The organism is Micromonospora cremea (assembly GCF_900143515.1).
GTDB lineage: Bacteria > Actinomycetota > Actinomycetes > Mycobacteriales > Micromonosporaceae > Micromonospora > Micromonospora cremea.
The window spans coordinates 4,447,693-4,470,341 of sequence record NZ_FSQT01000002.1; the positions used below are offsets into that span (position 1 = coordinate 4,447,693).

22 protein-coding genes and 1 pseudogene are annotated in these 22,649 nt (G+C 72.3%); 12 read left to right on the plus strand and 11 right to left on the minus strand.

The window, feature by feature from the left end; genetic code table 11:
* Positions 1 to 34: 34 nt before the first annotated feature.
* The 8 genes from BUS84_RS34340 to BUS84_RS40365 all read left to right on the plus strand — a co-directional run bounded on the left by BUS84_RS34340 (position 35) and on the right by BUS84_RS40365 (position 6,153).
* Positions 35 to 967 carry a phosphatidylinositol mannoside acyltransferase gene (locus BUS84_RS34340; protein WP_074318494.1) on the plus strand — a complete coding sequence of 311 codons (933 nt, stop codon included), beginning with the start codon at positions 35 to 37 and terminating at the stop codon, positions 965 to 967.
* A 57-nt stretch (positions 968 to 1,024) separates the two neighbouring features.
* Positions 1,025 to 2,185, plus strand: coding sequence for a glycosyltransferase family 4 protein (locus BUS84_RS34345; protein WP_074318495.1), 1,161 nt, complete (start codon positions 1,025 to 1,027; stop codon positions 2,183 to 2,185).
* An 82-nt stretch (positions 2,186 to 2,267) separates the two neighbouring features.
* Positions 2,268 to 2,771, plus strand: a complete 504-nt coding sequence (locus tag BUS84_RS34350) for a hypothetical protein (RefSeq protein WP_074318496.1) — start codon at positions 2,268 to 2,270, stop codon at positions 2,769 to 2,771.
* Between the two features lie 148 nt (positions 2,772 to 2,919).
* Entirely contained in the window at positions 2,920 to 3,837 is a 918-nt protein-coding gene (gene pdxS / locus BUS84_RS34355) for a pyridoxal 5'-phosphate synthase lyase subunit PdxS (protein ID WP_074318497.1), read from the plus strand.
* A 46-nt stretch (positions 3,838 to 3,883) separates the two neighbouring features.
* Positions 3,884 to 4,483, plus strand: a complete 600-nt coding sequence (gene pdxT, locus BUS84_RS34360) for a pyridoxal 5'-phosphate synthase glutaminase subunit PdxT (RefSeq protein ID WP_074318498.1) — start codon at positions 3,884 to 3,886, stop codon at positions 4,481 to 4,483.
* Positions 4,484 to 4,756: 273 nt separating this feature from the next.
* Positions 4,757 to 5,509 carry a YebC/PmpR family DNA-binding transcriptional regulator gene (locus BUS84_RS34365; RefSeq protein ID WP_074318499.1) on the plus strand — a complete coding sequence of 251 codons (753 nt, stop codon included), beginning with the start codon at positions 4,757 to 4,759 and terminating at the stop codon, positions 5,507 to 5,509.
* Positions 5,510 to 5,526: 17 nt separating this feature from the next.
* Entirely contained in the window at positions 5,527 to 5,745 is a 219-nt protein-coding gene (locus tag BUS84_RS40360) for a hypothetical protein (RefSeq protein WP_244298819.1), read from the plus strand.
* Positions 5,746 to 5,760: 15 nt separating this feature from the next.
* Positions 5,761 to 6,153 (plus strand): ribonuclease FAU-1 family protein, encoded by a 393-nt coding sequence (locus BUS84_RS40365; protein WP_483189038.1) that lies wholly within the window; start codon positions 5,761 to 5,763, stop codon positions 6,151 to 6,153.
* A gap of 32 nt (positions 6,154 to 6,185) precedes the next feature.
* Here BUS84_RS40365 and BUS84_RS34375 read toward each other — a convergent pair whose 3' ends face one another.
* From BUS84_RS34375 to BUS84_RS34405, 7 genes are all read right to left on the minus strand, one after another.
* Entirely contained in the window at positions 6,186 to 7,247 is a 1,062-nt protein-coding gene (locus BUS84_RS34375) for an ABC transporter permease (RefSeq protein WP_074318500.1), read from the minus strand.
* A complete protein-coding gene (locus BUS84_RS34380; protein WP_074318501.1) occupies positions 7,244 to 8,137 on the minus strand; it encodes an ABC transporter ATP-binding protein in 894 nt (297 codons plus the stop codon). Before BUS84_RS34380 ends, BUS84_RS34375 begins: the two co-directional genes overlap by 4 nt.
* 82 nt (positions 8,138 to 8,219) lie before the next feature.
* A complete protein-coding gene (locus BUS84_RS34385; protein ID WP_074318502.1) occupies positions 8,220 to 8,939 on the minus strand; it encodes a response regulator in 720 nt (239 codons plus the stop codon).
* A complete protein-coding gene (locus BUS84_RS34390; protein ID WP_074318503.1) occupies positions 8,936 to 10,261 on the minus strand; it encodes a sensor histidine kinase in 1,326 nt (441 codons plus the stop codon). Before BUS84_RS34390 ends, BUS84_RS34385 begins: the two co-directional genes overlap by 4 nt.
* Positions 10,262 to 10,392: 131 nt before the next feature.
* Positions 10,393 to 11,340 (minus strand): permease prefix domain 1-containing protein, encoded by a 948-nt coding sequence (locus BUS84_RS34395; RefSeq protein ID WP_074318504.1) that lies wholly within the window; start codon positions 11,338 to 11,340, stop codon positions 10,393 to 10,395.
* Positions 11,337 to 11,678, minus strand: coding sequence for a PadR family transcriptional regulator (locus BUS84_RS34400; protein WP_007458189.1), 342 nt, complete (start codon positions 11,676 to 11,678; stop codon positions 11,337 to 11,339). Before BUS84_RS34400 ends, BUS84_RS34395 begins: the two co-directional genes overlap by 4 nt.
* Before the next feature lie 137 nt (positions 11,679 to 11,815).
* Positions 11,816 to 12,436: a hypothetical protein gene (locus BUS84_RS34405; protein ID WP_074318505.1), complete on the minus strand. Its 621-nt coding sequence runs from the start codon at positions 12,434 to 12,436 to the stop codon at positions 11,816 to 11,818.
* A 134-nt stretch (positions 12,437 to 12,570) separates the two neighbouring features.
* Between BUS84_RS34405 and BUS84_RS40370 the strand changes: the two are divergent.
* The 3 genes and pseudogenes from BUS84_RS40370 to BUS84_RS34415 all read left to right on the plus strand — a co-directional run.
* Positions 12,571 to 13,146 (plus strand): annotated as a pseudogene (locus BUS84_RS40370) (serine/threonine-protein kinase); the annotation flags it as partial.
* 124 nt (positions 13,147 to 13,270) lie between these two features.
* Complete coding sequence (locus BUS84_RS40375) at positions 13,271 to 13,972, plus strand: hypothetical protein (protein WP_244298940.1); 702 nt, start codon at positions 13,271 to 13,273, stop codon at positions 13,970 to 13,972.
* Positions 13,973 to 14,108: 136 nt separating this feature from the next.
* Entirely contained in the window at positions 14,109 to 15,290 is a 1,182-nt protein-coding gene (locus tag BUS84_RS34415) for a low temperature requirement protein A (RefSeq protein ID WP_074318506.1), read from the plus strand.
* A 37-nt stretch (positions 15,291 to 15,327) separates the two neighbouring features.
* On the opposite strand, the gene BUS84_RS34420 is transcribed toward BUS84_RS34415, so the two are convergent.
* The 3 genes from BUS84_RS34420 to BUS84_RS34430 all read right to left on the minus strand — a co-directional run bounded on the left by BUS84_RS34420 (position 15,328) and on the right by BUS84_RS34430 (position 17,254).
* Complete coding sequence (locus BUS84_RS34420) at positions 15,328 to 15,873, minus strand: hypothetical protein (protein ID WP_074318507.1); 546 nt, start codon at positions 15,871 to 15,873, stop codon at positions 15,328 to 15,330.
* Positions 15,874 to 15,950: 77 nt separating this feature from the next.
* Complete coding sequence (locus tag BUS84_RS34425) at positions 15,951 to 16,496, minus strand: RNA polymerase sigma factor (protein ID WP_074318508.1); 546 nt, start codon at positions 16,494 to 16,496, stop codon at positions 15,951 to 15,953.
* 137 nt (positions 16,497 to 16,633) lie between these two features.
* Complete coding sequence (locus BUS84_RS34430) at positions 16,634 to 17,254, minus strand: L-threonylcarbamoyladenylate synthase (RefSeq protein WP_074318509.1); 621 nt, start codon at positions 17,252 to 17,254, stop codon at positions 16,634 to 16,636.
* Positions 17,255 to 17,398: 144 nt separating this feature from the next.
* Here BUS84_RS34430 and dnaE point away from each other — a divergent pair, with 144 nt between their 5' ends.
* A complete protein-coding gene (gene dnaE / locus BUS84_RS34435) occupies positions 17,399 to 20,929 on the plus strand; it encodes a DNA polymerase III subunit alpha (RefSeq protein ID WP_074318510.1) in 3,531 nt (1,176 codons plus the stop codon).
* A 24-nt stretch (positions 20,930 to 20,953) separates the two neighbouring features.
* Here the strand turns inward: dnaE and abc-f are convergent, their stop codons facing one another.
* Positions 20,954 to 22,591, minus strand: a complete 1,638-nt coding sequence (gene abc-f / locus BUS84_RS34440) for a ribosomal protection-like ABC-F family protein (protein ID WP_074318511.1) — start codon at positions 22,589 to 22,591, stop codon at positions 20,954 to 20,956.
* Positions 22,592 to 22,649: the final 58 nt, after the last annotated feature.

Consider the following 22,649-nt stretch of genomic DNA (forward strand, 5'->3'; position numbering starts at 1 on the left):
CGACCCGGCGCGGAATGACCGGCGGCCGGGTCGCGTGAACCTCACCGAACTGGGCTACGTCGCCGGCTGGCGGGTGCTGCGCGCGCTGCCCCGGCCGCTGGTGGCCGCGGCGTTTCAGGCGGGCGCGGATCGCGCCCACCGCCACGGTGGCGGGGGTACGGCCCGACTGCGCGCGAACCTGCGCCGGGTGGTCGGCCCGGATCTGCCCGAGGCGGAGCTGGACGAGCTGGTGAAGCGTGGGTTGCGCTCGTACGCCCGGTACTGGATGGAGGCGTTCCGGCTGCCCGCGCTGAGCCGGGCGCAGATCCTCTCCGGCTTCCGGCTCGACGGCGCCGAACTGCTCGCCGCCGACGTCGCCGCCGGTCGGGGCGCGGTGGTGGCGCTGCCGCACGCCGGCAACTGGGACGCTGCGGGCGCCTGGGTGGCGGCCACCGGCTGGCCGATCACCACGGTGGCCGAGCGGCTCAAGTCGGAGGTCGTCTACGAGCGGTTCGTGGCCTTCCGGGAGGGCCTGGGCATGGAGATCCTGCCCACCCACGGTGGGCCGCGACCGGCGTTCGACGTGCTGCTGGACCGGTTACGCGCCGGCGCGGTGGTGCCGCTGCTGGCCGACCGGGACCTCTCCGCCCGCGGGGTGGAGGTGGACTTCTTCGGTGCCAAAACTCGGATGCCGGCCGGGCCGGCGCTGCTCGCGTTGCACACCGGCGCGCCGCTCTACGTGGCGTCACTGTGGTACGAGTCGGACGCCGCGTGCGCCTCGCTCGCCGGGCCGCTGCCGGTGCCCGGGCCTGAGACGGGGCCGCTGGACCAGCGGGTCCGGTCGCTGACCCAGCTGATCGCCGACCGTCTGGCGACGGGTATCGCCCGGCATCCGGAAGACTGGCACATGTTGCAGCGGATGTGGCTGGACCAGCGTGGGACAGGGGGCGGCACGGCGCTGCCTTCGTCGGCCGCCGGTCAGGCCTGAGGGGGTGGGTGCACGGTGAGGCGGAGCGCCACAGTCTCGGACGAGGGGCGCTGACGCATGCGGATCGGCATCGTGTGCCCGTACTCCTTCGACGTCCCGGGCGGGGTGCAGAACCACGTGATGGACCTCGCCGAGGCGCTGATCGCGCTCGGCCACGAGGTCAGCGTGCTCGCCCCGGCGGACGAGGACTCTCCGCTGCCGGAGTACGTGGTTTCCGCCGGCCGTGCCGTGCCGCTGCCGTACAACGGTTCGGTGGCCCGGATCGCGTTCGGGCCGGTCTCCACGGCCCGGGTCCGGCGGTGGCTCACCAACGGCGACTTCGACGTGCTGCACGTGCACGAGCCGCTGACGCTGAGCCTGTCGTTGCTGGCGGTGCTGTCCGCTCGCGGTCCGGTGGTGGCCACCTTCCACACCGCGATGACCCGCTCCCGGGTGCTGGCCGCCGCGCAGGGCGTGCTCCAGATCGTGCTGGAGCGGATCACCGCCCGGATCGCGGTCAGTGCCCTGGCCCGCAAGGTGCAGGTCGAGCACATGGACGGCGGCGCGGTGGAGATCCCCAACGGGGTGGCGGTGGCCAAGTTCGCCGACGCCGAGCCGTTGCCCGGCTGGCCGGGGGAGTGCACCCCGGGTACGGGCGGCACCCTGGGTTTCCTGGGCCGGTTCACCGAGGCGCGCAAGGGCTTCCCGGTATTGCGCGACGCCTTCGTGGAGCTGGCCGCCACCCGCCCCGACCTGCGGCTGCTGGTCGCCGGCCCGGGCGACCGCGACGACCTGTACGACCGGTTCCCGGCCACGTTGCGCGAGCGGGTGACCTTCCTCGGCCTGGTCTCCGAACCGGACAAGGCGCGGATGCTGCGCAGTGTGCACCTGTACGTGGCGCCGAACACCGGCGGCGAGTCGTTCGGCATGATCCTCACCGAGGCGCTGGCCGCCGGCACCACGGTGGTGGCGAGCGACCTGGACGCGTTCCGGCGGGTGCTCGACGGCGGCCGGGCCGGGCGGCTCTTCCCCACCGGCGACCCGGCGGGGCTGCGCGACGCGCTGGCCGACCTGCTGGACGACCCGGCCGGTCGGGCCGAGCTGAGCGCCTGCGGCGATCAGGTGGTGGCGAATTTCGACTGGCCGGTGGTTGCTCGCCGTGTTCTGGAGGTATACGCAGCGGCGATCGAGGCGACCGACGGGCGGGTCATCGACCAGGAATGGGTGGGGCTGGGCTGAGCCGGTGTGACGGATGGTGCGGGCGGTGACCGGGTGACCGGCGTGGCCGTGCCCGGACGGACGGAAACGGAGCAGCACTACGATGCCGCACATGTGGTGGGTGGTGGCCGCGAGCCTGGTCGTGGGGCTGGTTGCGGCGTACCTCATCTGGACCGCGGGCCGGGTCGAGCGGCTCCAGGGCCGCGCGGAGCTGGCGGCGCGGGCCCTCGACGCCCACCTGCTGCGCCGGGCGGCGGCCGCCGCCGTGCTGGCCGAGCGGCACTTCGGCGTCGAGCTGTACGCGGCGGCCCGGATCGCCCTGGACGCCCCGCCGGACGAGCGGGAGGCGGCGGAGAACGACCTGACCCGGCAGCTGCGCGGGGTGCAGCTGGACCCGACCGATCCGGACTGCGCGGCGGTCATCGCCGCCAGTCGCCGGCTCGCGCTGTCCCGGCAGGTGCACACCGACCTCGTCCGTGACGCCCGGTCGGCGCGCAGCCGTCCACTGGTGCGGTTGTTGCGGATGGGGCGGGGCCACGAGTGGCCGCGGTACTTCGACATCGACGATCCGACCCTGACGGTCCCCGCAGACGTGCCCGCGAGCTGACCGACGCCGTCGACCGGCCACCCCGTCCGGCCGGTGACGGGGGCCACAGTGCAGGCCACCGGGGGTCTGATTGGCTGTCGGTACGGCGTTGGCTCCGGCGTAGCATTTTCGCTGCCACCCCCGGAGCACGTCCAAGGAGCGCTGACCCGTGCCCGAAACCACCGCCCCGAACACCGCTACCACCCCCGTCGTCGGCACCGCCCGCGTCAAGCGCGGCATGGCCGAGATGCTCAAGGGTGGCGTGATCATGGATGTGGTCAACGCCGAGCAGGCCAAGATCGCCGAGGACGCCGGTGCGGTCGCGGTGATGGCGCTGGAGCGGGTGCCCGCCGACATCCGCGCGCAGGGCGGCGTGTCCCGGATGAGCGACCCCGACATGATCGACGGGATCATCGAGGCGGTCTCCATCCCGGTGATGGCAAAGGCCCGCATCGGCCACTTCGTGGAGGCGCAGATCCTCCAGTCGCTGGGCGTGGACTACGTCGACGAGTCCGAGGTGCTGACGCCGGCCGACTACGCCAACCACATCGACAAGTGGGCCTTCACGGTCCCCTTCGTCTGCGGTGCGACCAACCTCGGTGAGGCGCTGCGCCGGATCACCGAGGGCGCGGCCATGATCCGCTCCAAGGGTGAGGCCGGCACCGGTGACGTCTCCAACGCCACCACCCACATGCGCAAGATCCGCCAGGAGATCCGCCGGCTCTCCTCGCTGCCGGTCGACGAGCTGTACGTCGCAGCCAAGGAGCTCCAGGCCCCGTACGAGCTGGTCAAGGAGGTCGCCGAGAGCGGCAAGCTGCCGGTGGTCCTGTTCACCGCCGGTGGGATCGCCACCCCGGCCGACGCCGCGATGATGATGCAGCTCGGCGCGGAGGGCGTCTTCGTCGGCTCCGGCATCTTCAAGGCGGGCAACCCGGCTCAGCGGGCCGCCGCGATCGTCAAGGCCACCACCTTCCACGACGACCCGGACGTGCTGGCCAAGGTCTCCCGTGGTCTCGGCGAGGCGATGGTCGGCATCAACGTCGACGAGATCCCGCAGCCGCACCGCCTGGCCGAGCGCGGCTGGTGACGAAGGAAGCGACCCTTCCTGACAACGAGAGGAACTGGGGGAGGGCATGGCGCCGGTGATCGGTGTGCTCGCGCTCCAGGGGGACGTCCGGGAGCACGTGGCGGCGCTTGCCGCGGCGGGCGCGGACGCCCGCCCGGTCCGCCGCCCAGCGGAGCTGGACGCGGTCGACGGGCTGGTCATTCCCGGAGGCGAGTCGACCACGATCAGCAAGCTCGCCGACATCTTCGAGATGCGCGAGCCGATCGACAAGCGGATCGCCGGCGGCATGCCGGTCTACGGGTCCTGCGCCGGCATGATCATGCTGGCCACCGAGGTGCTGGACGGGCGCCCCGACCAGCGTGGCTTCGCCGGCATCGACATGACGGTGCGGCGCAACGCGTTCGGCCGACAGGTCGACTCGTTCGAGGCGCCCGTGGAGATCAGCGGGATTCCGGGCGAGCCGTTCCACGCGGTGTTCATCCGCGCCCCGTGGGTGGAGCGGGTCGGCGACGGTGTCGAGGTGATCGGGAAGGTGACCGGTGGCCCGGCCGCCGACCGGATCGTGGCGGTCCGGCAGGGCAACCTGCTGGCCACCTCGTTCCACCCCGAGTTGACCGGTGACCTGCGGGTGCACGCGTACTTCGTGGACCTGGTGCGGGCCGCCTGAGCGGTGGACACGATGCCCCGCACGACGCGGCGGGGCATGTTTCCCGGCCCCCGGTCGTTATCTTCTGGGTGGCCCGGGTGCCCCGGCGGCGCCCCGAGCGGGTGCCGGGTGTGACACGCCCGGGTGTGACCTCGGTAAGATTGCCGCGGTTCGGCAGGGCCGTCGCCCGGCGCGGCATCTCCCGCGGAGCCGACCGGCCGCCGGATCGCCGGATGCGGCGCGGAATCGGTGCGGCAGTCGACGCAGGCGTGGAATGACAGACGGAGGTAGGAGATGTCCGGCCACTCAAAGTGGGCGACGACCAAGCACAAGAAGGCCGTCATCGACGCCAAGCGCGGCAAGATGTTCGCCAAGCTGATCAAGAACGTCGAGGTGGCCGCACGGACCGGCGGCGGCGACCCCTCCGGTAACCCGACGCTCTACGACGCCATCCAGAAGGCCAAGAAGAGCTCGGTGCCGAACGACAACATCGACCGCGCGGTCAAGCGCGGCTCCGGCCTGGAGGCCGGCGGCGCCGACTGGCAGACGATCATGTACGAGGGGTACGGCCCGAACGGCGTGGCGATGCTGATCGAGTGCCTCACCGACAACCGCAACCGTGCGGCGACCGAGGTGCGCACCGCGCTGACCCGCAACGGCGGCTCGCTCGCCGACGCCGGCTCGGTGTCGTACATGTTCTCCCGCAAGGGCGTGGTGATCGTCCCCAAGGAGGGCACCAGCGAGGACGACGTGATGATGGCCGTCCTCGACGTCGGCGCCGAAGAGGTCAACGACCTCGGCGAGGCGTACGAGGTGGTCTCCGAGCCGACCGACCTGATCGCGGTCCGCACGGCGCTGCAGGACGCCGGCATCGAGTACGAGTCGGCGGAGTCGTCCCTCATCCCCAGCATGAACATTCCGCTGGACGAGGATGGCGCGCGCAAGATCTTCAAGCTGATCGACGTCCTGGAGGACTGCGACGACGTGCAGAACGTCTACGCGAACTTCGACGTCAGCGACGACGTGATGGCCGCGGTGGACGCCTGACGCGGTAGGACCGCTCTGTGGGGGTGACGGGGCGCCGGTTCGCGCCGGGCGACGTGGTCGTCCGGCGCGAGATCCTTCTCGGTGAGGTCTGGTTCGGCCGCCCGACGATCTGCGTCGAGGACTCGCCCGACCTGCTCGCCCTCTACCTCCCGCCGGGGGCCGAGTTCGGCTTCCCAACAAAGGGCGCCTTCCCGTGCGGGCGGCACCCGTGGGAGGTCGCTGGGCATCGCGCCTAGCAGGGGCACGGCAAGCTGATGCTGCACCGTCCCGGCGAGGCGCACTCGGTCGACGTGTTCTGGACGGGGCCGGAGCGCGACTTCGCCGGCTGGTACTTCAACCTCCAGGACCCGGTGCGGCGTACCCCGATCGGGGTGGACACCCTGGACCACGAGCTGGACCTGTGGTGGGGCGCGGACGCCGACCGGTACGTCTGGAAGGACGTGGAGATGTTCGCGCAGCGCCTCGTCGAGGGGCGCTACCCGGGCATGGCGGACGCCATCCGGGGCGAGGGTGACCGGATCGCCGCCCTGCTCGACGTGGGGCAGCGCTGGTGGGACCCGGCCTGGGCGGCGTGGCGGCCCGACCGGTCCTGGTCGGCACCCCGGTTGCCCGTCGGTTGGGACGAGGTGCCGCCCGTCCACTGAGGACGAACGGCACCCGCGCGGGCCGTCAGCGGTCAGCCGATGGTCTCCCGCTCCCGCCAGGCGGCACGCACCGAGGTGCGCCCGTTGGTCCGCAGCAGCGACCCCTCGTAGATCCGTGCCCCGGCGACCACGAAGGCGCCGGCGGTGACCAGCAGGATGGCCAGCGAGACGAACGGCTCCCAGCCGGCGGCGTCGCCGTTGAACAGCCGCAGCGGCATCGCCGTGGGCGAGGAGAACGGCAGGTAGGACATCAGCCGCATGGCCGCGGCGTTGTCGTTGAGGAAGATCACCGCGAAGAACGGCAGCATGACGGCGAGCTGGACCGGCGTCGACACAGCCGCGATGTCCTCCTGCCGGTTGACCAGGGCGCCGGCCGCCGCCCACATCGCGGCCAGCAGCACGAAGCCGAGCAGGAAGAACGGCACGAACCAGCCGATCGCCGGGGCGAGCAGGGTGAGCAGGCCGCCGCTGTCGCCGATCCGCATACCGGCGACGGCCACGACGGCGATCAACGCGATCTGCCCGAGCGCCAGTATGCCGCCGGCGATCACCTTGCCGGCCAACAGCGCCCGTACCGGTACGGCGGCGACCAGGATCTCCACGATCCGGGTCTGCTTCTCCTCGGTGACGCTCTGCGCGATCTGCAGGCCGAAGGTCTGCGAGGTGAGGAAGAAGACGAACGCGAAGACGAACGGCACGAGGAACGCCACCACCGGGTCGACCGCGTCCGGGTCCAGCAGTCGCACGGGCGGGGCCGTGCTCAGCGCCCGGACCACGTCGTCGGGGGCCTCGTCCATGGCGAGCACCGCCGGACCGGAGACCACCGCGGCGTCCACGTCGCCGTCGCGGACGGCCTGTTCGGCGGCGCGGTCGTCAGGCACCACGTGGACCTCGAGTCCGGCGGCTCGCAGCGGACTGGCCGCCTCCTGGGTGACCGCGACGCTCTTCGGCCCGCCGGAGAGCAACGGCGGCAGGATGGTGCCCGCCGCGGCGATCAGCAGGAAGAAGAGCGTGCCGAACAGGAAGGTGCGGTCGCGGAGCTTGACCCGGATCTCGCGTTCGGCGACCAGCCGGGTGGCCTGGGTGACGTTCACTGGGTGACCTCTCGGAAGATCTCGGTGAGCGAGGGGCTGACCGGGCGGAAGGCGCGGACCGGGCCCCGGGCGAGGGCCGCGTGCAGCACGGGCTGTTCGTCGGCGCCGGCCGGTAGGTCGAACACCGCTCGCGCGCCGTCGAGCTCGACCAGGGACACCCCCGGCTCGTCGCGCACCCAGCCGGCGTCGGTCGCCACCACCAGCTCAAAGCGGGGCACGGTGTACGAGTCGCGCAGTTGCTGCCGGCTGCCGGCGGCCCGGATCACCCCGTCGCCGATGATCACCAGGTCGTCGCAGAGCCGCTCCACCACGTCCAGCTGGTGGCTGGAGAAGAGCACCGGCACCCCGGCGGCGGCGCGTTCCCGCAGCACGGCGACGACGGTGTCCACGGCCAGCGGGTCGAGGCCGGAGAACGGCTCGTCGAGCACCAGCACCTCCGGGTCGTGCACCAGCGCGGCCGCGATCTGTGCGCGCTGCTGGTTGCCCAGTGACAGCGTCTCCAGCAGGTCGCCGCCGCGCTCGCCCAGCCCGACCCGCTCCAGCAGCGTGTCGGTGGCGCGTCCGGCGGCGGCGGCGCCCAGGCCGTGCAACCGGCCCAGGTAGGTCACCTGCTCCCGTACGGTCATCTTGGGGTAGAGGCCGCGTTCCTCGGGCATGTAGCCGAACCGCTGCCGGTCCTGCCGGGTCAGCGTCGCGCCGCCCCAGCTCACCTCGCCGGCGTCCGGGGCGAGCACGCCCAGGATGATCCGCATGGTGGTGGTCTTGCCGGCGCCGTTGGCGCCCACGAAGCCGGTCATCCGGCCGGCGGTCACCTCGAAGGACACGTTCTTGAGCACTTGCCGGTCGCCGAAGCTGCGGTCGACGCCGTCCAGGCGGAGCGTTCTGGTCACGGACCCACGCTAGATCGAATACGTCGGTCCGCCGTCCGCCCGGCGGCTGAGCCGGCGGGTCCACCGCGCGACGGAGGCCGGTTCAGCCGCCGGGGCGGACCACCCCGTTCTCGTACGCGAAGACGACCGCCTGCACCCGGTCGCGCAGACCGAGTTTGGCCAGCACCCGGCTCACGTGTGTCTTCACCGTCGCCTCGCCCAGGTGCATCGCCGCCGCGATTTCCGCGTTGCTCGCACCGGCGGCGAGCAGCACGAGCGCCTCCCGTTCGCGCGGGGTCAGCTCGCCCAGGGCGGCGTCGGCGTCCGGCCCACTGCGGGCGGCGCCCGTCGGATCGCCCGGGCGGGCGAAGGTGGAGATCACCCGGCGGGTGATCTCCGGAGCGAGCAGGCCGTCGCCCCGGGCCAGCACCCGGATCGCCTCGACCAGCTCCTCCGGGGTGCCGTTCTTGAGCAGGAAGCCGCTGGCACCGGCCCGCAGCGCGGCGAACAGGTAGTCGTCGCGGTCGAAGGTGGTGAGGATCAGCACCGCGGGCGCCCCGGGCCCCTCGCCGGTGATCAGCCGGGTGGCCTCCAGCCCGTCCATTCCGGGCATTTCCACATCCATCAGCACCACGTCGGGCTGGGTGACCCGTGCCATGGTGACGGCGCGTGCGCCGTCCGCGGCCTCGCCCACCACCTCGATGTCGTCCTCCACCTCGAGGATGACCCGGAAGCCGGTGCGGACGAGGTGCTGGTCATCGGCGAGCAGCACCCGGACCCGCTCCTGGGCGCCTGGCGTGCCGTTGGTCGGCGAGGCGGTCACGCCGGCACCCCCACGCCGGCCGACGCGGTCTCGCCCGCCGTCGCCGTCGCCGTCGCGGTCACCGGTGGCAGCGGCAGTCGGGCGCGGACCCGCCAGCCGCCACCGGGGCGGGGGCCGGCCTCCAGGACGCCGTCCTGGGCGGCGACCCGCTCCCGCATGCCGATCAGGCCGAGCCCTTCGGCGCCGGGCCGACCGCCGGTCCGTCCGTTGTCGCTCACGTCCAACTCCACCTCCCGTGCCAGGTAGCGGATCCGCACGTCCAGCAGATCGGCCTCGGCGTGCTTCAGTGTGTTGGTCACCGCCTCCTGCACCACCCGGTACGCCGTCTGGGACACCGACGCGGGTAGCGGGACGGGGGCGCCGTACACCCCGACGGTGGCCGCGAGCCCGGCGGAGCGGGCCCGCTCGACCAGTTCATCGATCCGGTCGACGGTACCGGTCGCCGCCGGTGGGGCCTCGGCGTCGCTGCCCGGGGCGCGCAGCACACCCAGCATCCGGCGCAGCTCGTCGACGGCGGTGCGGGCGGTCTGCTCGATGGCGGTTAGCGCCGCGCGGGCCTTGCCCGGGTCCCGGTCCCACACCCGACGGCAGGCGGACGCCTGCACCCCCATCACCGACACGTGGTGGGCGACCACGTCGTGCAGCTCCCGGGCGATCCGCACCCGTTCGCCGAGCACCGCCCGTTCCCGGGCCTCGGCCTGCGACCGGCGCAGCTCCTCGGCCTGGGCGCGCAGCTCGTGCTCGCGCCGCGCGGCCACCCAGGAGGTCTCCCCGAAGAAGTACGCGAAGCCGAAGAACAGCCCGTTGACCAGCACCCCGCTGACCATCGCGGCGAGCACCGGCGGGACCGGCCCCACCGCGTCGGCGAAGGCGCCGGGCGGGATGTGGTCCACGCTCACCGTGTAGTAGACGCCCAGCCAGGCGAACATCGTGGCGATGACGCCGATCCGCAGCCTCCGGGCCAGCCGCCGGTCCGGCCCCCACGCGCCGACGGCGTAGAGGGCGCCGAACAGTGCCCACGCGGAGAGCTGGGTCTCCGGGGCCGACCGGGCCTGCGCGGCGATGAACGCCACCGCGACGATCAGGAGGGTGGTGGCCGGCCAGCGCCGCCGCCAGACCAGCGGCAGGGTCACCGCGACGGTCCAGAACAGCTGCTCCGGCCCGGACGGCGGCGGGCCCAGCAGGAACGCCCCGGCGCTGCGGGCCAGGGTGAGGCTGACCAGCGCCAGCAGGGTCACCCCCAGCCCGATCCACAGGTCGATTCGGCGTTGCTCCGGTGTCGGACCCGGGCGGCGCCATTCGTCACGCTGTGCCACGGTCATCCCGGAACGATGCCACGTCGGCCACGTCGGCCGCCACGGCCTTTCGCCGGGCCGTACGGCGGTGACCTGGTGTGGCGGACGGGCGGCGGCCCGGCGCGGGGTCCGCGCCGGGCCGCCTGGTCGACTGCTGTTCATGCGGTCTGGCGGCGGGTCTTCATGGCGGTGTCGATCAGGTCCCAGACCAGGACCACGGCCGCGCCCAGTGCGATGAGGGCGCCGAGGGTGTTCCGGTTGTCCCCGTCCGCCAGCCAGCTCAGCCGCTCGCCGAGGGCCGGGTTGAGCAGCCGGTCGGTGAGCGCCAACCACACCACCGGCACCGCGAACGCCACGTTGAGCAGGGCCTTCACCGCGAAGAGCGGCCAGCTCCAGCGCCCGATCCGGTACTTGACGATCTCGAACACCACGCTGCCCAGCAGCACCGCGATCAGCGCCGGCAGCCAGAACGACCAGAGCGCCGGGTCGAGGATCGGGAGGTTGTCACCGGCGTCGTCCTCGACCCAGGACTTGTAGTGCTGGAAGGGCAGGTAGCCGATGGTCAGCACCAGCATGGCCACCGACGCGATGGTGTCGGCGAGGGAGATGTCTCGGTGCACCGGCGCGTCGGGCAGCTGGTCGACGGTCCAGTCGGGCAGGTCCATGGTGGGTTGGAACCGCTCGATGAGGGCGAAGGTCAGGGTGAGCCAGAACGCGACCTGCACGGCCACCTGGATGGCGGTGGCGATGCCGGTCCCGATCGCCCCGAAACCCTTGCCGTCCGCCGCGTCGATGACCGCGACCACCGTGCCGACGATCGCCGGGATGAAGCTGAGCAGCAGCTTCAGCAGCCGCAGCCAGACCAGGTAGTAGGCCGGGCCGATGAGCTGCAGCCGGCGGTCGGCGTACCGGGCGGCCAGCAGGTCAGGGTTGCCCAGCTCGGTGAGCACCTCGCGCTCGGCGGTGGTCGTGTCCTGGCCGCTGCCGGTCCGGTCCTCGATCATGTCCTCGATGGAGGCGCGCAGCTCGGTGGCGATCTCGTCCCGGCGCTGGGTGGGCACCGAGCGCAGGGTGGCGGCGAGGTAGCGGTCGGTCAGGGTGTTCATCGGTCCACTCCTTGGATCAGCCCGGTGATGGAGGTCTGCACGGCGGCGAGGTCGTCGAGGAGCCGGTTCAGCATCGACTCGCCCTCGTCGCTGGTCCGGTAGAACTTGCGCGGCCGGCTCTCCTCGGTGTTCCACTCGCTGGTCAGCAGGCCCTGGTCCTCCAGCCGGCGCAGCAGTGGGTAGAGCGTGTTGGCGTCCACCGGGAAGCCGTGGTCGGTGAGCCGTTGCAGCAGTGCGTAGCCGTAGTCCGGTCGGCGCAACGCGACCAGGCTGGCCACCACGACGGTGCCTCGACGCAGCTCCTGTAGGTGCGTCCGTAGAACGTCCTCGCTAACCATGTGTCACACCATACTGTGTGGCACACACTGTTGTCGAGTTCAATATCATTGTGCCTGCCTATGCCGGTTCGCGGCGGGCCGACACGTGGTTGCGGGACGCCCGGCGAGCACCGGACGCCCCGCGGTACGGACGCGAATCAGCAGGATCCGCCCTGGCGGAAGTTCCGCTCGACGAAGGTGGCCGGCCCGACCTGGAAGTAGCCCACGCCGGGGCGGATCGGGTGCCCGCTGAACAGCTCTACCCGCGATCCGACGCGCACCAGGTACGCCTCGGCGTCCCCCGCGTCGTTGCGGATCAGCGAGCCCCGCCGGCCGTAGATCTCCTCCAGTTCGGCGAACGACATGCCGACCGTGGCCCCCGCGGGGGACCGGGGCGGCGCGGTGGCCGTACCGACCTCCACCAGCCGCCCGTCGCGGAAGGCCAGCAGGATCACGCCGGCCCAGGAACCGGTGGCGCCGGCGTGCACCACCCCGGCGCATCCCGGCGCGACCCAGTCGATGCGCCCGGCCGCGGTGAGCGTCGCCAGGCTGGCCCCGATCCGGTACGCACCGGCGCCGCGGACGCTGAGCAGCCGCGGGTGGCTGTGCCCACCGTCCGGCCCGACGGTTGCGGAGGTGACGAGTGACGTGCCGTGCGCCGGGCCGGACACGGTGCCGCCGGCCAGGGGTGCCGCCGCTGCCGGGCCGGCGACGGTCACCGGAACCAGCGTGCTGAGCGCCAGCGCGCCGGTGGCGATGAGGATCGAGGGATGGTTCATGGTTCGCTCCTTGGGTGGTGGGTCTCCTGCCCTGTTAGTCACCGCGTCGGGGCCGGCGGTTCGTCGGGTTTCCGACCGGCCCGGTCTACTGTGAAGTGAGACGCCAACCGACGGCGCTGGCCGGGGGTGACGCGGTGACGGCTCCACTGCGGATCGGGCCCTACACCATCGAGCGGCTGCTGGGCGTCGGGTCGTTCGCGACGGTCTGGCTGGGCTACGACCGGGCGCTCGACGCGCACGTGGCGATCAAGGTGCTGGCCGAGAACTGGAGCCACGACCTGCGGGTCCGGGAACGCTTCCGCGACGAGGCCCGATTGCTGCGCCGGCTGGAGCACGAGCGGCTGGTCCGGGTGCACGCCGTCGGTGAGTTGCCCGACGGCCGGCCGTACGCGGTGCTGGCCTGGGCGGACGGGGGAAGTTTGCGGGACCGCCTGGCCGCCGGACCGATCCCCGGGCCGACGGCGCTGCGGCTGCTCGGCGAGATCTGCGCCGGCGTCGCCGTGCTGCACCGGCACGGCGTCGTGCACCGCGACCTCACCCCGGGCAACATCCTGTTCCGCTCCACCGACGTGGCTGGCACCGGCGCCGAACAGGTGCTGATCGCCGACCTCGGCCTCGCCAAGGCGCTCGCCGCCGCCTCCGGGCTGACCGCCCGCGCGGGCACACCCGGCTACATGGCGCCGGAGCAGGACGACCCGGGCGCGGTGATCGACACCCGCGCCGACGTGTACGGGCTCGGCCGGCTCGGGATCCGCCTGCTGTCCGCCGACCCCGCTGAGCGCCGCCGGCCCCGACCCGGCACGCCGGGCCGCCCCGATCCGGTTGCGGGAAGGCGTGCCGTCGGCGGTCGCCGCGGTGCTCACCCGGGCCACCGCGCACCACCCGGCCGGCCGCTACCCGGACGCGGCGGCCCTGCACGCCGCGCTGGCCGGAGCGGCCCGCCCCGCGCGGCAGCCGCCATCACCCCGATCGGCGGCCCGCCGCCCGTACCGGTTGCGGCTGGCCGGGGCGGCCGCCGTGGCCGTCGCCGCAGTGGGTGGGGCGGGCGCCGAGGCCGGTGGCAACGGCTCCGGGCGGCCGGCCGGCGGGACGTACACCACCGGGCCGCTGACCGTGGCGTTGCCGGCCGGCTGGTCGGCCACGGGGGCGAGCTGGGCCGGTCAGTACGGTGCCGACGGCGACGCGGAACCGGCGCTGGTGATGTCGCCGCAACCCCGCCGCTGGGCCGCCGACCCCCGGCTGCCCGGCGCCTTCGTCGGCCTCTCCGCCGCCACGGCGGCCCGCACCACGCCGGCCGGGTTCCTGGCCGAGCGTACGCACGGGGACTGCACGTCTGCGCCGGCCCGCGCCACGCGGCAGGCGGGCGTCGAGTGGACCGTGGTGGGGTACCGCTGCGACCGGGCCCGGCCGCAGATCGTCGAGTCGGCCGGGCTGCATCGCGGCCGCAACGCTCTGGTGTACGTGCAGATCGTTCCGCCGGTCGACGGTGGACCCGAGTTCGTGGACACCCTGCTCGCGGGGGTGCGGGTGCGGTAGCGGGCGGTCGCGGTGCGGGCGAACGCGCCCGATGGCGGTCCCTCGGGTGTGAAGCTGTCACCGTGGCGGCGGAGGGGTATCAGGACGTGCTCGCGGCGCCGCCTGCCGGTGGCCGTGGCGTCGGGAGGCCGGGCGGATGCCGGTGACGGGCGGTCCGCGCCGGCCGCTGACCCGCATGGCGCAGGGGCCGCAGCGTGCGGACCTGCTGGAGCTGTTCTTCGACCTTGCCTTCATCGCCAGCCTGACCCTGACGTCGCAGAAGATGGCGGCCGAGCAGACCTGGACCGGCATCGGCCAGGCGTTGCTCGCCCTGTCGACGCTGTGGGCGGTGTGGGTGACCACGACGTTGATCACCGACACCTACAGTCCGCGGAATCGACCGATCCCCTACCTGATCCTGGGCATCATGTTCGGCGTCATGCTGATGTCCGCCGCGCTGCCGACGGCGTTCCGTGACCACGGACTGATCTTCGGTGGGACCTGGGCCGCGATCAACCTGGGCCGGGGGCTGGTGCTCATCCGCTCCCTGCGCCGTCGGCAGGGGCAGGAACGCTCCCTCCGCGCCCTGGTCTGGAACCTCGTCTCGGGGACCCTCTGGGTGGTCGGCGGCCTCGTGGCCGACCCCGGGTGGCGGCTCGTCGTGTGGCTCGCCGCGCTGGCCGTGGACTACATCGCGTTCGGGTTCCGCTTCCCCATTCCCGGTCGGGCGCCCCTGCCGCAGTATCAGGTGGCGCCGGAGCACCTTGCCGAGCGGTACCAGCAGATCTACATCCTCACTCTGGGCGAACTCGTCCTGGTCAGCGTCCTCAGCCTGAGCCACCAGCCCTTCACGCCCGGTCGGATCGGCGCCTTCGGCATCGCGTTCCTGACGGCCGTGGTGCTCTGGTGGAGCTACGCCCAGGGAGCGGGGGCGACACTCCGCGACGCCATCGAGGCGTCACCGCACCGGTCCCGGCTGGTGCAGACCAACCCGTACGCCCACTGGTTGATGGTGGTCGGGGTGGTGAGCACGGCCGCCGGCATCGAACGGATCATCGCGCAGCCGGGCGAGCGGCCCGGCGCCCCGATGACCGCGCTCATCCTGGGTGGCGCCGGGCTCTTCCTCTTCGGTCGGGCGGTCCTGGAACACGAGGTCTACGGGCGGGTCCCGCTGTCCCACGTCATCGGTGTCGTCGCGGCGATCGCCCTGGCGCCGCCCGCGGCGCACCTGGCCGGTCTGGCGCTGGGCGTCGCCGTCGCTCTGGTGCTGCTGGCGGTCGCGGCCGCCGAGTTCGTCCGGGCCCGGCACCGTCCCGCCCCGGCTCCGGCGACACCGTGACACCAGCCCCGGCCGCGCCCACCCGCGAACCGGCGGCCTACCGGACCACCACCGTGATGGTGTGCGCCCGGTCCTCCTGCGGGATCGTGACGGCGACCGTGCCACGGCGGACGAACCGGATGTCCACCACCCCGGCCTCGTACTGCTGCGAGACCAGTTCCGGGCGGTCCACGGTGACCAGACCGGGACCGATCCCCTGGATCCGCAGCACCGCTCCGGTGGCGAAGCAGAGCGAGCGCAGCAGCTCAAGCTCGGTCTCGGCCAGCGGCAGGTCGTAGCGAACCGTGCCCTGGCAACTCGTGGTCGGCTCGTTCGACGACGGGGCCGGTCGGGGCGGCGTACCCCGGGTCCTGGTCGGTGCGGGCGGTGCCGGAACCGGGCGCCCGGTGCTCGGCGGCACCCGCGACGGCGACACGGTGGCGGTTTGGGTCGCGCTCGGCGTCGGCGCCGAGCCGGACGTGCCAGGGGGTGGCTGGACGGGCAGCGGCGCCACCGGCTCGGCGCCGCAGGCGGCGACCGCGATGGTCAGGGTGAGCGCGGCAGCGATGGTGCTGGTGGATCGGCGGATCGCGGCGGGATTCATGGCCGGGCTCCTTCGTCGGGTGGTCGGTTCACCCTGTTGGTCGCCATCGCCGCCGGATCCGTTCGTCGTCCAAGTGCTCAGCTCGCCGCGTCGCCGAGCCGCTGCCGGACCTCCCGCCGGGCGAGGTGCAGCCGGGACTTCACCGTGCCCTCCGGCACCTCCAGCAGGGTGGCGATCTCCTGGTAGCTGAGCCCGAGGACGTCCCGTAACGTCACCACCTCGGCGAGGTCGGGTCGCACCGCGTCGAGCGCGTCGAGCAGGTCCAGGCGGGTGCCGGCGACGACGCTGGTCCGCCGGGGATCGGCCCGGTCGGGCAGCGGCACGTTCCCCGCCTCCAACAGCCAGCGCCGGCGCAGGGCCCGGTAGGTCGACCGTGCCCGGTTGGCGCTCAGCCGGTGCAGCCAGGTGTGGAACGAGGAGCGCGCCTCGAACCGGGTGATGCCGCGGGCCACGGCCAGCAGCGTGTCCTGGCAGGCTTCCTCGGCGTCCTCCCGGTTGGGCAGGAACCGGGCGCACAGTCGGAGCACCTCCGGCCGCACCGCGACCAGCAGGGCGTCCAACGCCACCCGGTCGCCGTGCGCGGCGGACCGGGCCAGGGTGTCGACGTCGTCTCCGAGGGGCATGCCGGGATGTCCAATGCTCCGCCGTGCCGTTCTCCGAGCGTACGGCCGATGTCGCCGGTCGGCCCCGGTCGAGTCTGCCAGCCGACTCCGACCGTCCGTCCCGGTGACGCCACGGAGCCAGGGGCCTCGGCCGTGCGTTACTCGAAGCGGGACGGGTCGCCGGCGCCCCGGCGCAGGATCTCCGGCTCGGGCCCGGACAGGTCGACCACCGTCGTCGGTTCCTTTCCGCAGTCGCCCGCGTCGACCACCGCGTCGAGCAGGTGGTCGAGCCGTTCCTTGATCTCCCACCCCTGGGTCATCGGCTCGTCCTCGCCGGGCAGGGCCAGGGTGCTCGACACCAGCGGCTCGCCCAGCTCGGCCAGGAGCGCCTGGGTGACGGTGTGCCGGGGCACACGGACGCCGACGGTGCGCTTCTTGGGGTGCAGCATCCGGCGGGGCACCTCACGGGTGGCCGGCAGGATGAAGGTGTAGCTGCCCGGGGTGGACGCCTTCACCAGGCGGAAGACCGAGTTGCTGACGTGGACGAACTGGCCGAGCTGGGCGAAGTCGCGACACACCAGGGTGAAATGGTGCCGATCGTCGAGCCGGCGGATCTCGCGGATCCGGTCCAGGCCCTCCCGGTCGCCCAGACGGCAGCCGAGCGCGTAGCACGAGTCCGTCGGGTAGGCGACCAGGCCGCCGTCGCGGATCAGGTCAGCGACCTGGCGGATGACCCGCGGCTGCGGGTTCTCCGGGTGTACGTCGTAGTACCTCGCCATCCTCCGAGAGTAGGCGCATCCTCGTGCGCGGGGGAGACGAGGGCCACCCTCGGCGCGGACGGTGGAGCCGCCGAGATCACCTCGGTAGGGTAGGTCCCGGTCGGCTCCGACCACCAAGATCCATATCGCCGGGGGGCGCCACGCATGGCCGATTCGTTCGCGCATCTGCACGTGCACACCGAGTACTCGATGCTCGACGGAGCGGCCCGGCTCAAGGACCTGTTCGCCGAGGCCAACCGGCTGGGCATGCCGGCGGTGGCGATCACCGACCACGGCAACATGCACGGGGCGAACGACTTCTACAACCAGGCGATGGCCGCCGGGATCACCCCGATCCTGGGCGTCGAGGCGTACGTGGCGCCCGAGTCGCGCTATCACAAGGCGCGGGTCAAGTGGGGTCGGCCGGAGCAGAAGAGCGACGACATCTCCGGTAACGGCGCGATCACCCACAAGACCATGTGGGCGAAGAACGCGCAGGGCCTGAAGAACCTGTTCACCCTCAACTCCCGCGCGTCCATGGAGGGGCACTACGTCAAGTGGCCCCGGATGGACATGGAGCTGATCGCCGAGCACGCCGAGGGCATCATGGCGACCACCGGCTGCCCCTCCGGCGCGGTGCAGACCCGGCTGCGGCTGGGTCAGTTCGACGAGGCGCTCAAGGTCGCCGCCAGCTACCAGGACATCTTCGGCAAGGACAACTACTTCCTGGAGATCATGGATCACGGCCTCTCCATCGAGCGCCGGGTCCGCGACGGGCTCACCGAGATCGCCCGCAAGCTCGACATCCCGCCGGTGGTCACCAACGACTCGCACTACACGCACGAGGCGCAGGCCACCGCGCACGACGTGCTGCTGTGCGTGCAGACCGGCAGCAACATCGACGACCCGAACCGGTTCCGGTTCGAGGGCGGCGGCTACTTCATCAAGAGCGCCGACCAGATGCGCGCGGTCGACTCCTCCGAGCTGTGGCAGCAGGGCTGCCGCAACACCCTGCTGGTCGCCGAGAAGGTCGACCCGACCGGGATGTTCGAGTTCCACAACCTGATGCCGCGCTTCCCGGTCCCGGAGGGGGAGACCGAGGAGTCCTGGTTCCGCAAGGAGACCTTCGCCGGGCTGGCCCGCCGCTACCCGGGCGGCATTCCGGAGGGGCACGTCGTCCAGGCCGAGTACGAGCTGGGCGTCATCAACCAGATGGGCTTCCCGTCGTACTTCCTCGTGGTCGCCGATTTCATCCAGTGGGCGAAGAACCAGGGCATCGCGGTGGGCCCGGGCCGTGGGTCGGCCGCCGGCTCGCTCGTCGCGTACGCGCTGGGCATCACCGACCTTGACCCGATCCAGCACGGCCTGATCTTCGAGCGGTTCCTCAACCCCGAGCGGGTCTCGATGCCGGATGTCGACATCGACTTCGACGAGCGCCGGCGCGGTGAGGTGATCAAGTACGTCACCGACAAGTGGGGCGAGGACAAGGTTGCCCAGATCGCCACCTTCGGCACGATCAAGGCGAAGGCCGCGATCAAGGACTCGGCCCGGGTGCTCGGTTTCCCGTACGCGGTCGGCGACCGGATCACCAAGGCCATGCCGCCGGCCGTGATGGGCAAGGACATCCCGCTCACCGGCATCTTCGACCCGAAGCACTCCCGCTACGCGGAGGCCGGCGAGATCCGTGGCCTGTACGAGTCCGACCCGGACGTGCGCAAGGTGATCGACACGGCCAAGGGCATCGAGGGGCTGATCCGGCAGACCGGTGTGCACGCCGCCGGCGTCATCATGTCCGCCGAGCCGATCATCGAACACATCCCGTTGATGCGCCGCGACGCCGACGGGGCGATCATCACGCAGTTCGACTACCCGACCTGCGAGTCGCTCGGGCTGCTGAAGATGGACTTCCTCGGCCTGCGCAACCTGACGATCATCGACGACGCGGTCAAGAACATCGAGCTCAACCACGACAGGAAGCTCGACCTGCTGGCCCTGCCGTTGGACGACAAGGCCGCCTACGAGCTGCTGGCCCGCGGCGACACCCTCGGCGTGTTCCAGCTCGACGGCGGGCCGATGCGCTCGCTGCTGCGACTGATGAAGCCGGACAACTTCGAGGACATCTCCGCCGTCCTGGCGCTGTACCGGCCCGGCCCGATGGGCGTCGACTCGCACACCAACTACGCGCTGCGCAAGAACGGCCTCCAGGAGATCACGCCGATCCACCCGGAGCTGGAGGAGCCGCTACGGGAGATCCTGGCGCCCACCCACGGCCTGATCGTCTACCAGGAGCAGGTGCAGCGCGCGGCGCAGATCCTCGCCGGCTACACCCTCGGTCAGGCAGACCTGCTGCGCCGGGCGATGGGCAAGAAGAAGAAGGAGATCCTCGACAAGGAGTTCATCCCGTTCCGGGACGGCTGCCGCGAGCGCGGCTACTCCGACGAGGCGATCCAGGCGGTGTGGGACGTCCTGGTGCCGTTCGCCGGGTACGCCTTCAACAAGGCGCACTCCGCCGCGTACGGCCTGGTCTCCTACTGGACCGCGTACCTCAAGGCGCACTACCCGGCCGAGTACATGGCGGGGCTGCTGACCAGCGTCGGCGACGACAAGGACAAGATGGCCCTCTATCTGTCCGAGTGTCGCCGGATGCGCATCCAGGTGCTGCCGCCGGACGTGAACACCTCGGCCGGGCCCTTCACCCCGGTCGGCACGGACATCCGCTTCGGCCTGGCCGCGGTGCGTAACGTCGGCGCGAACGTGGTCGCCTCGATCATGCGCTGCCGGGCGGAGAAGGGCGACTACACCGACTTCTACGACTTCCTGTCCAAGGTGGACGCGGTGGTCTGCAACAAGAAGACGATCGAATCGCTGATCAAGGCCGGTGCCTTCGACTCGCTCGGGCACCCGCGCAAGGGCCTGCTCGCGGTGCACGCCGACGCCATCGACGCGTACGCCGACGTCAAGCGCAAGGAGGCGGTCGGCCAGTACGACCTCTTCGGCGCGGGCTTCGGTGACGCCGACACCGGCAGCACGACGGTGATGCCGGTCATCGGCGACAGTGAGTGGGAGAAGCGGGACAAGCTGGCCTTCGAGCGCGAGATGCTCGGCCTGTACGTCTCCGACCACCCGCTGTTCGGCCTGGAGCACATCCTCGGCGCGGCGGCCGACACCACCATCGCCGCGCTGGCCGAGGAGGGCGCGGTCCCCGACGGCGCGGTGGTCACCCTCGCCGGCATCCTCTCCGGGGTGCAGCGCCGGGTCACCAAGCAGGGCCGGGCCTGGGCCTCGGCGACCCTGGAGGACCTGGCCGGCGGGGTGGAGACGCTGTTCTTCCCCAACACCTACGAGGTGATCGGGCAGTACATCGCCGAGGACGCCATCGTGGTGGTCAAGGGGCGGGTGGACCGCCGCGACGACACCCCACGCATCATGGCGATGGACATGTCCATGCCGGACGTCAGCACCAGCGCCACCAACAAGCCGGTCACCCTCACCATCCCCGTGCACCGGTGCACGCCGCCGCTGGTGGAGCGGCTCAAGGAGACCCTGGTGCTGCACCCCGGCGACACCGAGGTGCACGTCAAGCTGCTCAACGGCGGCCGGACCACCACCCTGCGGCTGGGTCCGTTCCGGGTGGCGGCCACGACCGCGCTGATGGGTGACCTGAAGAGCGTCCTCGGCCCGGCCAACGTGAGCTGACCGGGCCGCGGGACGCCGCCGGGCTCAGCCCCGGTCGGGGGCCGCGATCTCCCGCAGCTGGCCGTCGGCCAGCCGCAGCCAGCGCTGCACGCCGATCTCGGCCAGGAACCGTTCGTCGTGGCTGACCACCACGAACGCACCCTGGTACGCGCTCAGCGCGCTCTCCAGCTGCGCGACGCTGACCAGGTCCAGGTTGTTGGTCGGCTCGTCGAGCAGCAGCAGTTGCGGCGCCGGTTCGGCGCAGAGCACGCAGGCCAGCGTGGCGCGCAGCCGCTCACCGCCGGAGAGCACCCCGACCGGCAGCTGCACCCGGGCGCCCCGGAACAGGAACCGGGCGAGCAGGTTCATCCGCTGCGCGTCCGGCAGGCTCGGCGCGTACGCGGCGAAGTTCTCCGCCACCGTACGGTCGAGGTCCAGCAGGTCCAGCCGCTGCGACAGGTACGCGATCCGGCCGTCGGCCCGCCGGATCTCGCCGCCGGCCGGTTCCAGGTCGCCGTCGATGAGGCGCAGCAGGGTCGACTTGCCGGCGCCGTTGGGCCCGGTGAGCGCGATCCGCTCCGGCCCCCGGATCACCAGGTCGGCGCCGTCGCCGGCGAACACCTCCCGGTCGTCGAAGCGGGCCCGCATCCCCTGTCCGGTGAAGACCGTGCGGCCGGCCGGGACGGTGGTGTCCGGCAGGTCCACGACGATCCGGTCCTCCTCGCGCAACGCCCGTCCGGCCTCGTCGAGCCGGGCCTGGGCCTGGCCGACCCGGGCCGAGTGTGTCTCGCGGGCCTTCCCGGCGGCCTCCTGCGCGCCCCGCTTCATGGTGCCGGCGAAGATCTTCGGCAGGCCGGCGTTCTTCAGGTTGCGGCTGGCGTTGCTGGCCCGCCGGTCCGCTCGCTCGCGGGCCTGCTGCATCTCCCGCTTCTCCCGCTTGACCTCCTGCTCGGCGTTGCGGATGTTGCTCTCGGCCACCTCCCGCGCCGCCTGCACCGCCTCGATGTACGCGGTGAAGTTGCCGCCGTACCAGCGGATCTCGCCGCGGTCCAGCTCGGCGATGCGGTCCATCCGGTCCAGCAGTTCCCGGTCGTGGCTGACCAGCAGCAGGCAGCCGGTCCACTCGGACAGCACGTCGTAGAGCTTGTGCCGGGCCTCCAGGTCCAGGTTGTTGGTCGGCTCGTCGAGCAGCAGCACGTCGGGGCGTCGGAGCAGCTGCGCCGCCAGGCCGAGGGAGACCACCTGGCCTCCGCTGAGGGTGTGCAGCCGCCGGTCGAGCGTCAGCTCGCCCAGGCCGAGGCGGTCCAACTCGGCGCGGGTGCGCTCCTCGATGTCCCAGTCGTCGCCGATCGTGGCGAAGTGCTCCTCGCTGGCGTCGCCGGCCTCGATGGCGTGCAGCGCCGCGATCCGCTCGGCGACGCCCAGCACCTCGGCCACGGTCAGGTCGCCGGCCAGCGGCAGGGTCTGCGGGAGGTAACCGAGCACCCCGTCGACGGTGACGCTGCCGCCACTGGGCGTCAGCTCCCCGGCGATCAGCCGCAGCAGCGTGCTCTTGCCGGCGCCGTTGGGCGCGACCAGACCGGTGCGGCCGCCGGGGACGGTGAAGGACAGCTCCGAGAAGACCGGGGTGTCGTCCGGCCAGGAGAAGGACAGGTTCGAGCAGACAATGAATGCATCAGACATGCGAGTGACCTCAAGGGTGGGGTGGGCGCGCCGGAGCCGCCCGACGAAACGGGGACCG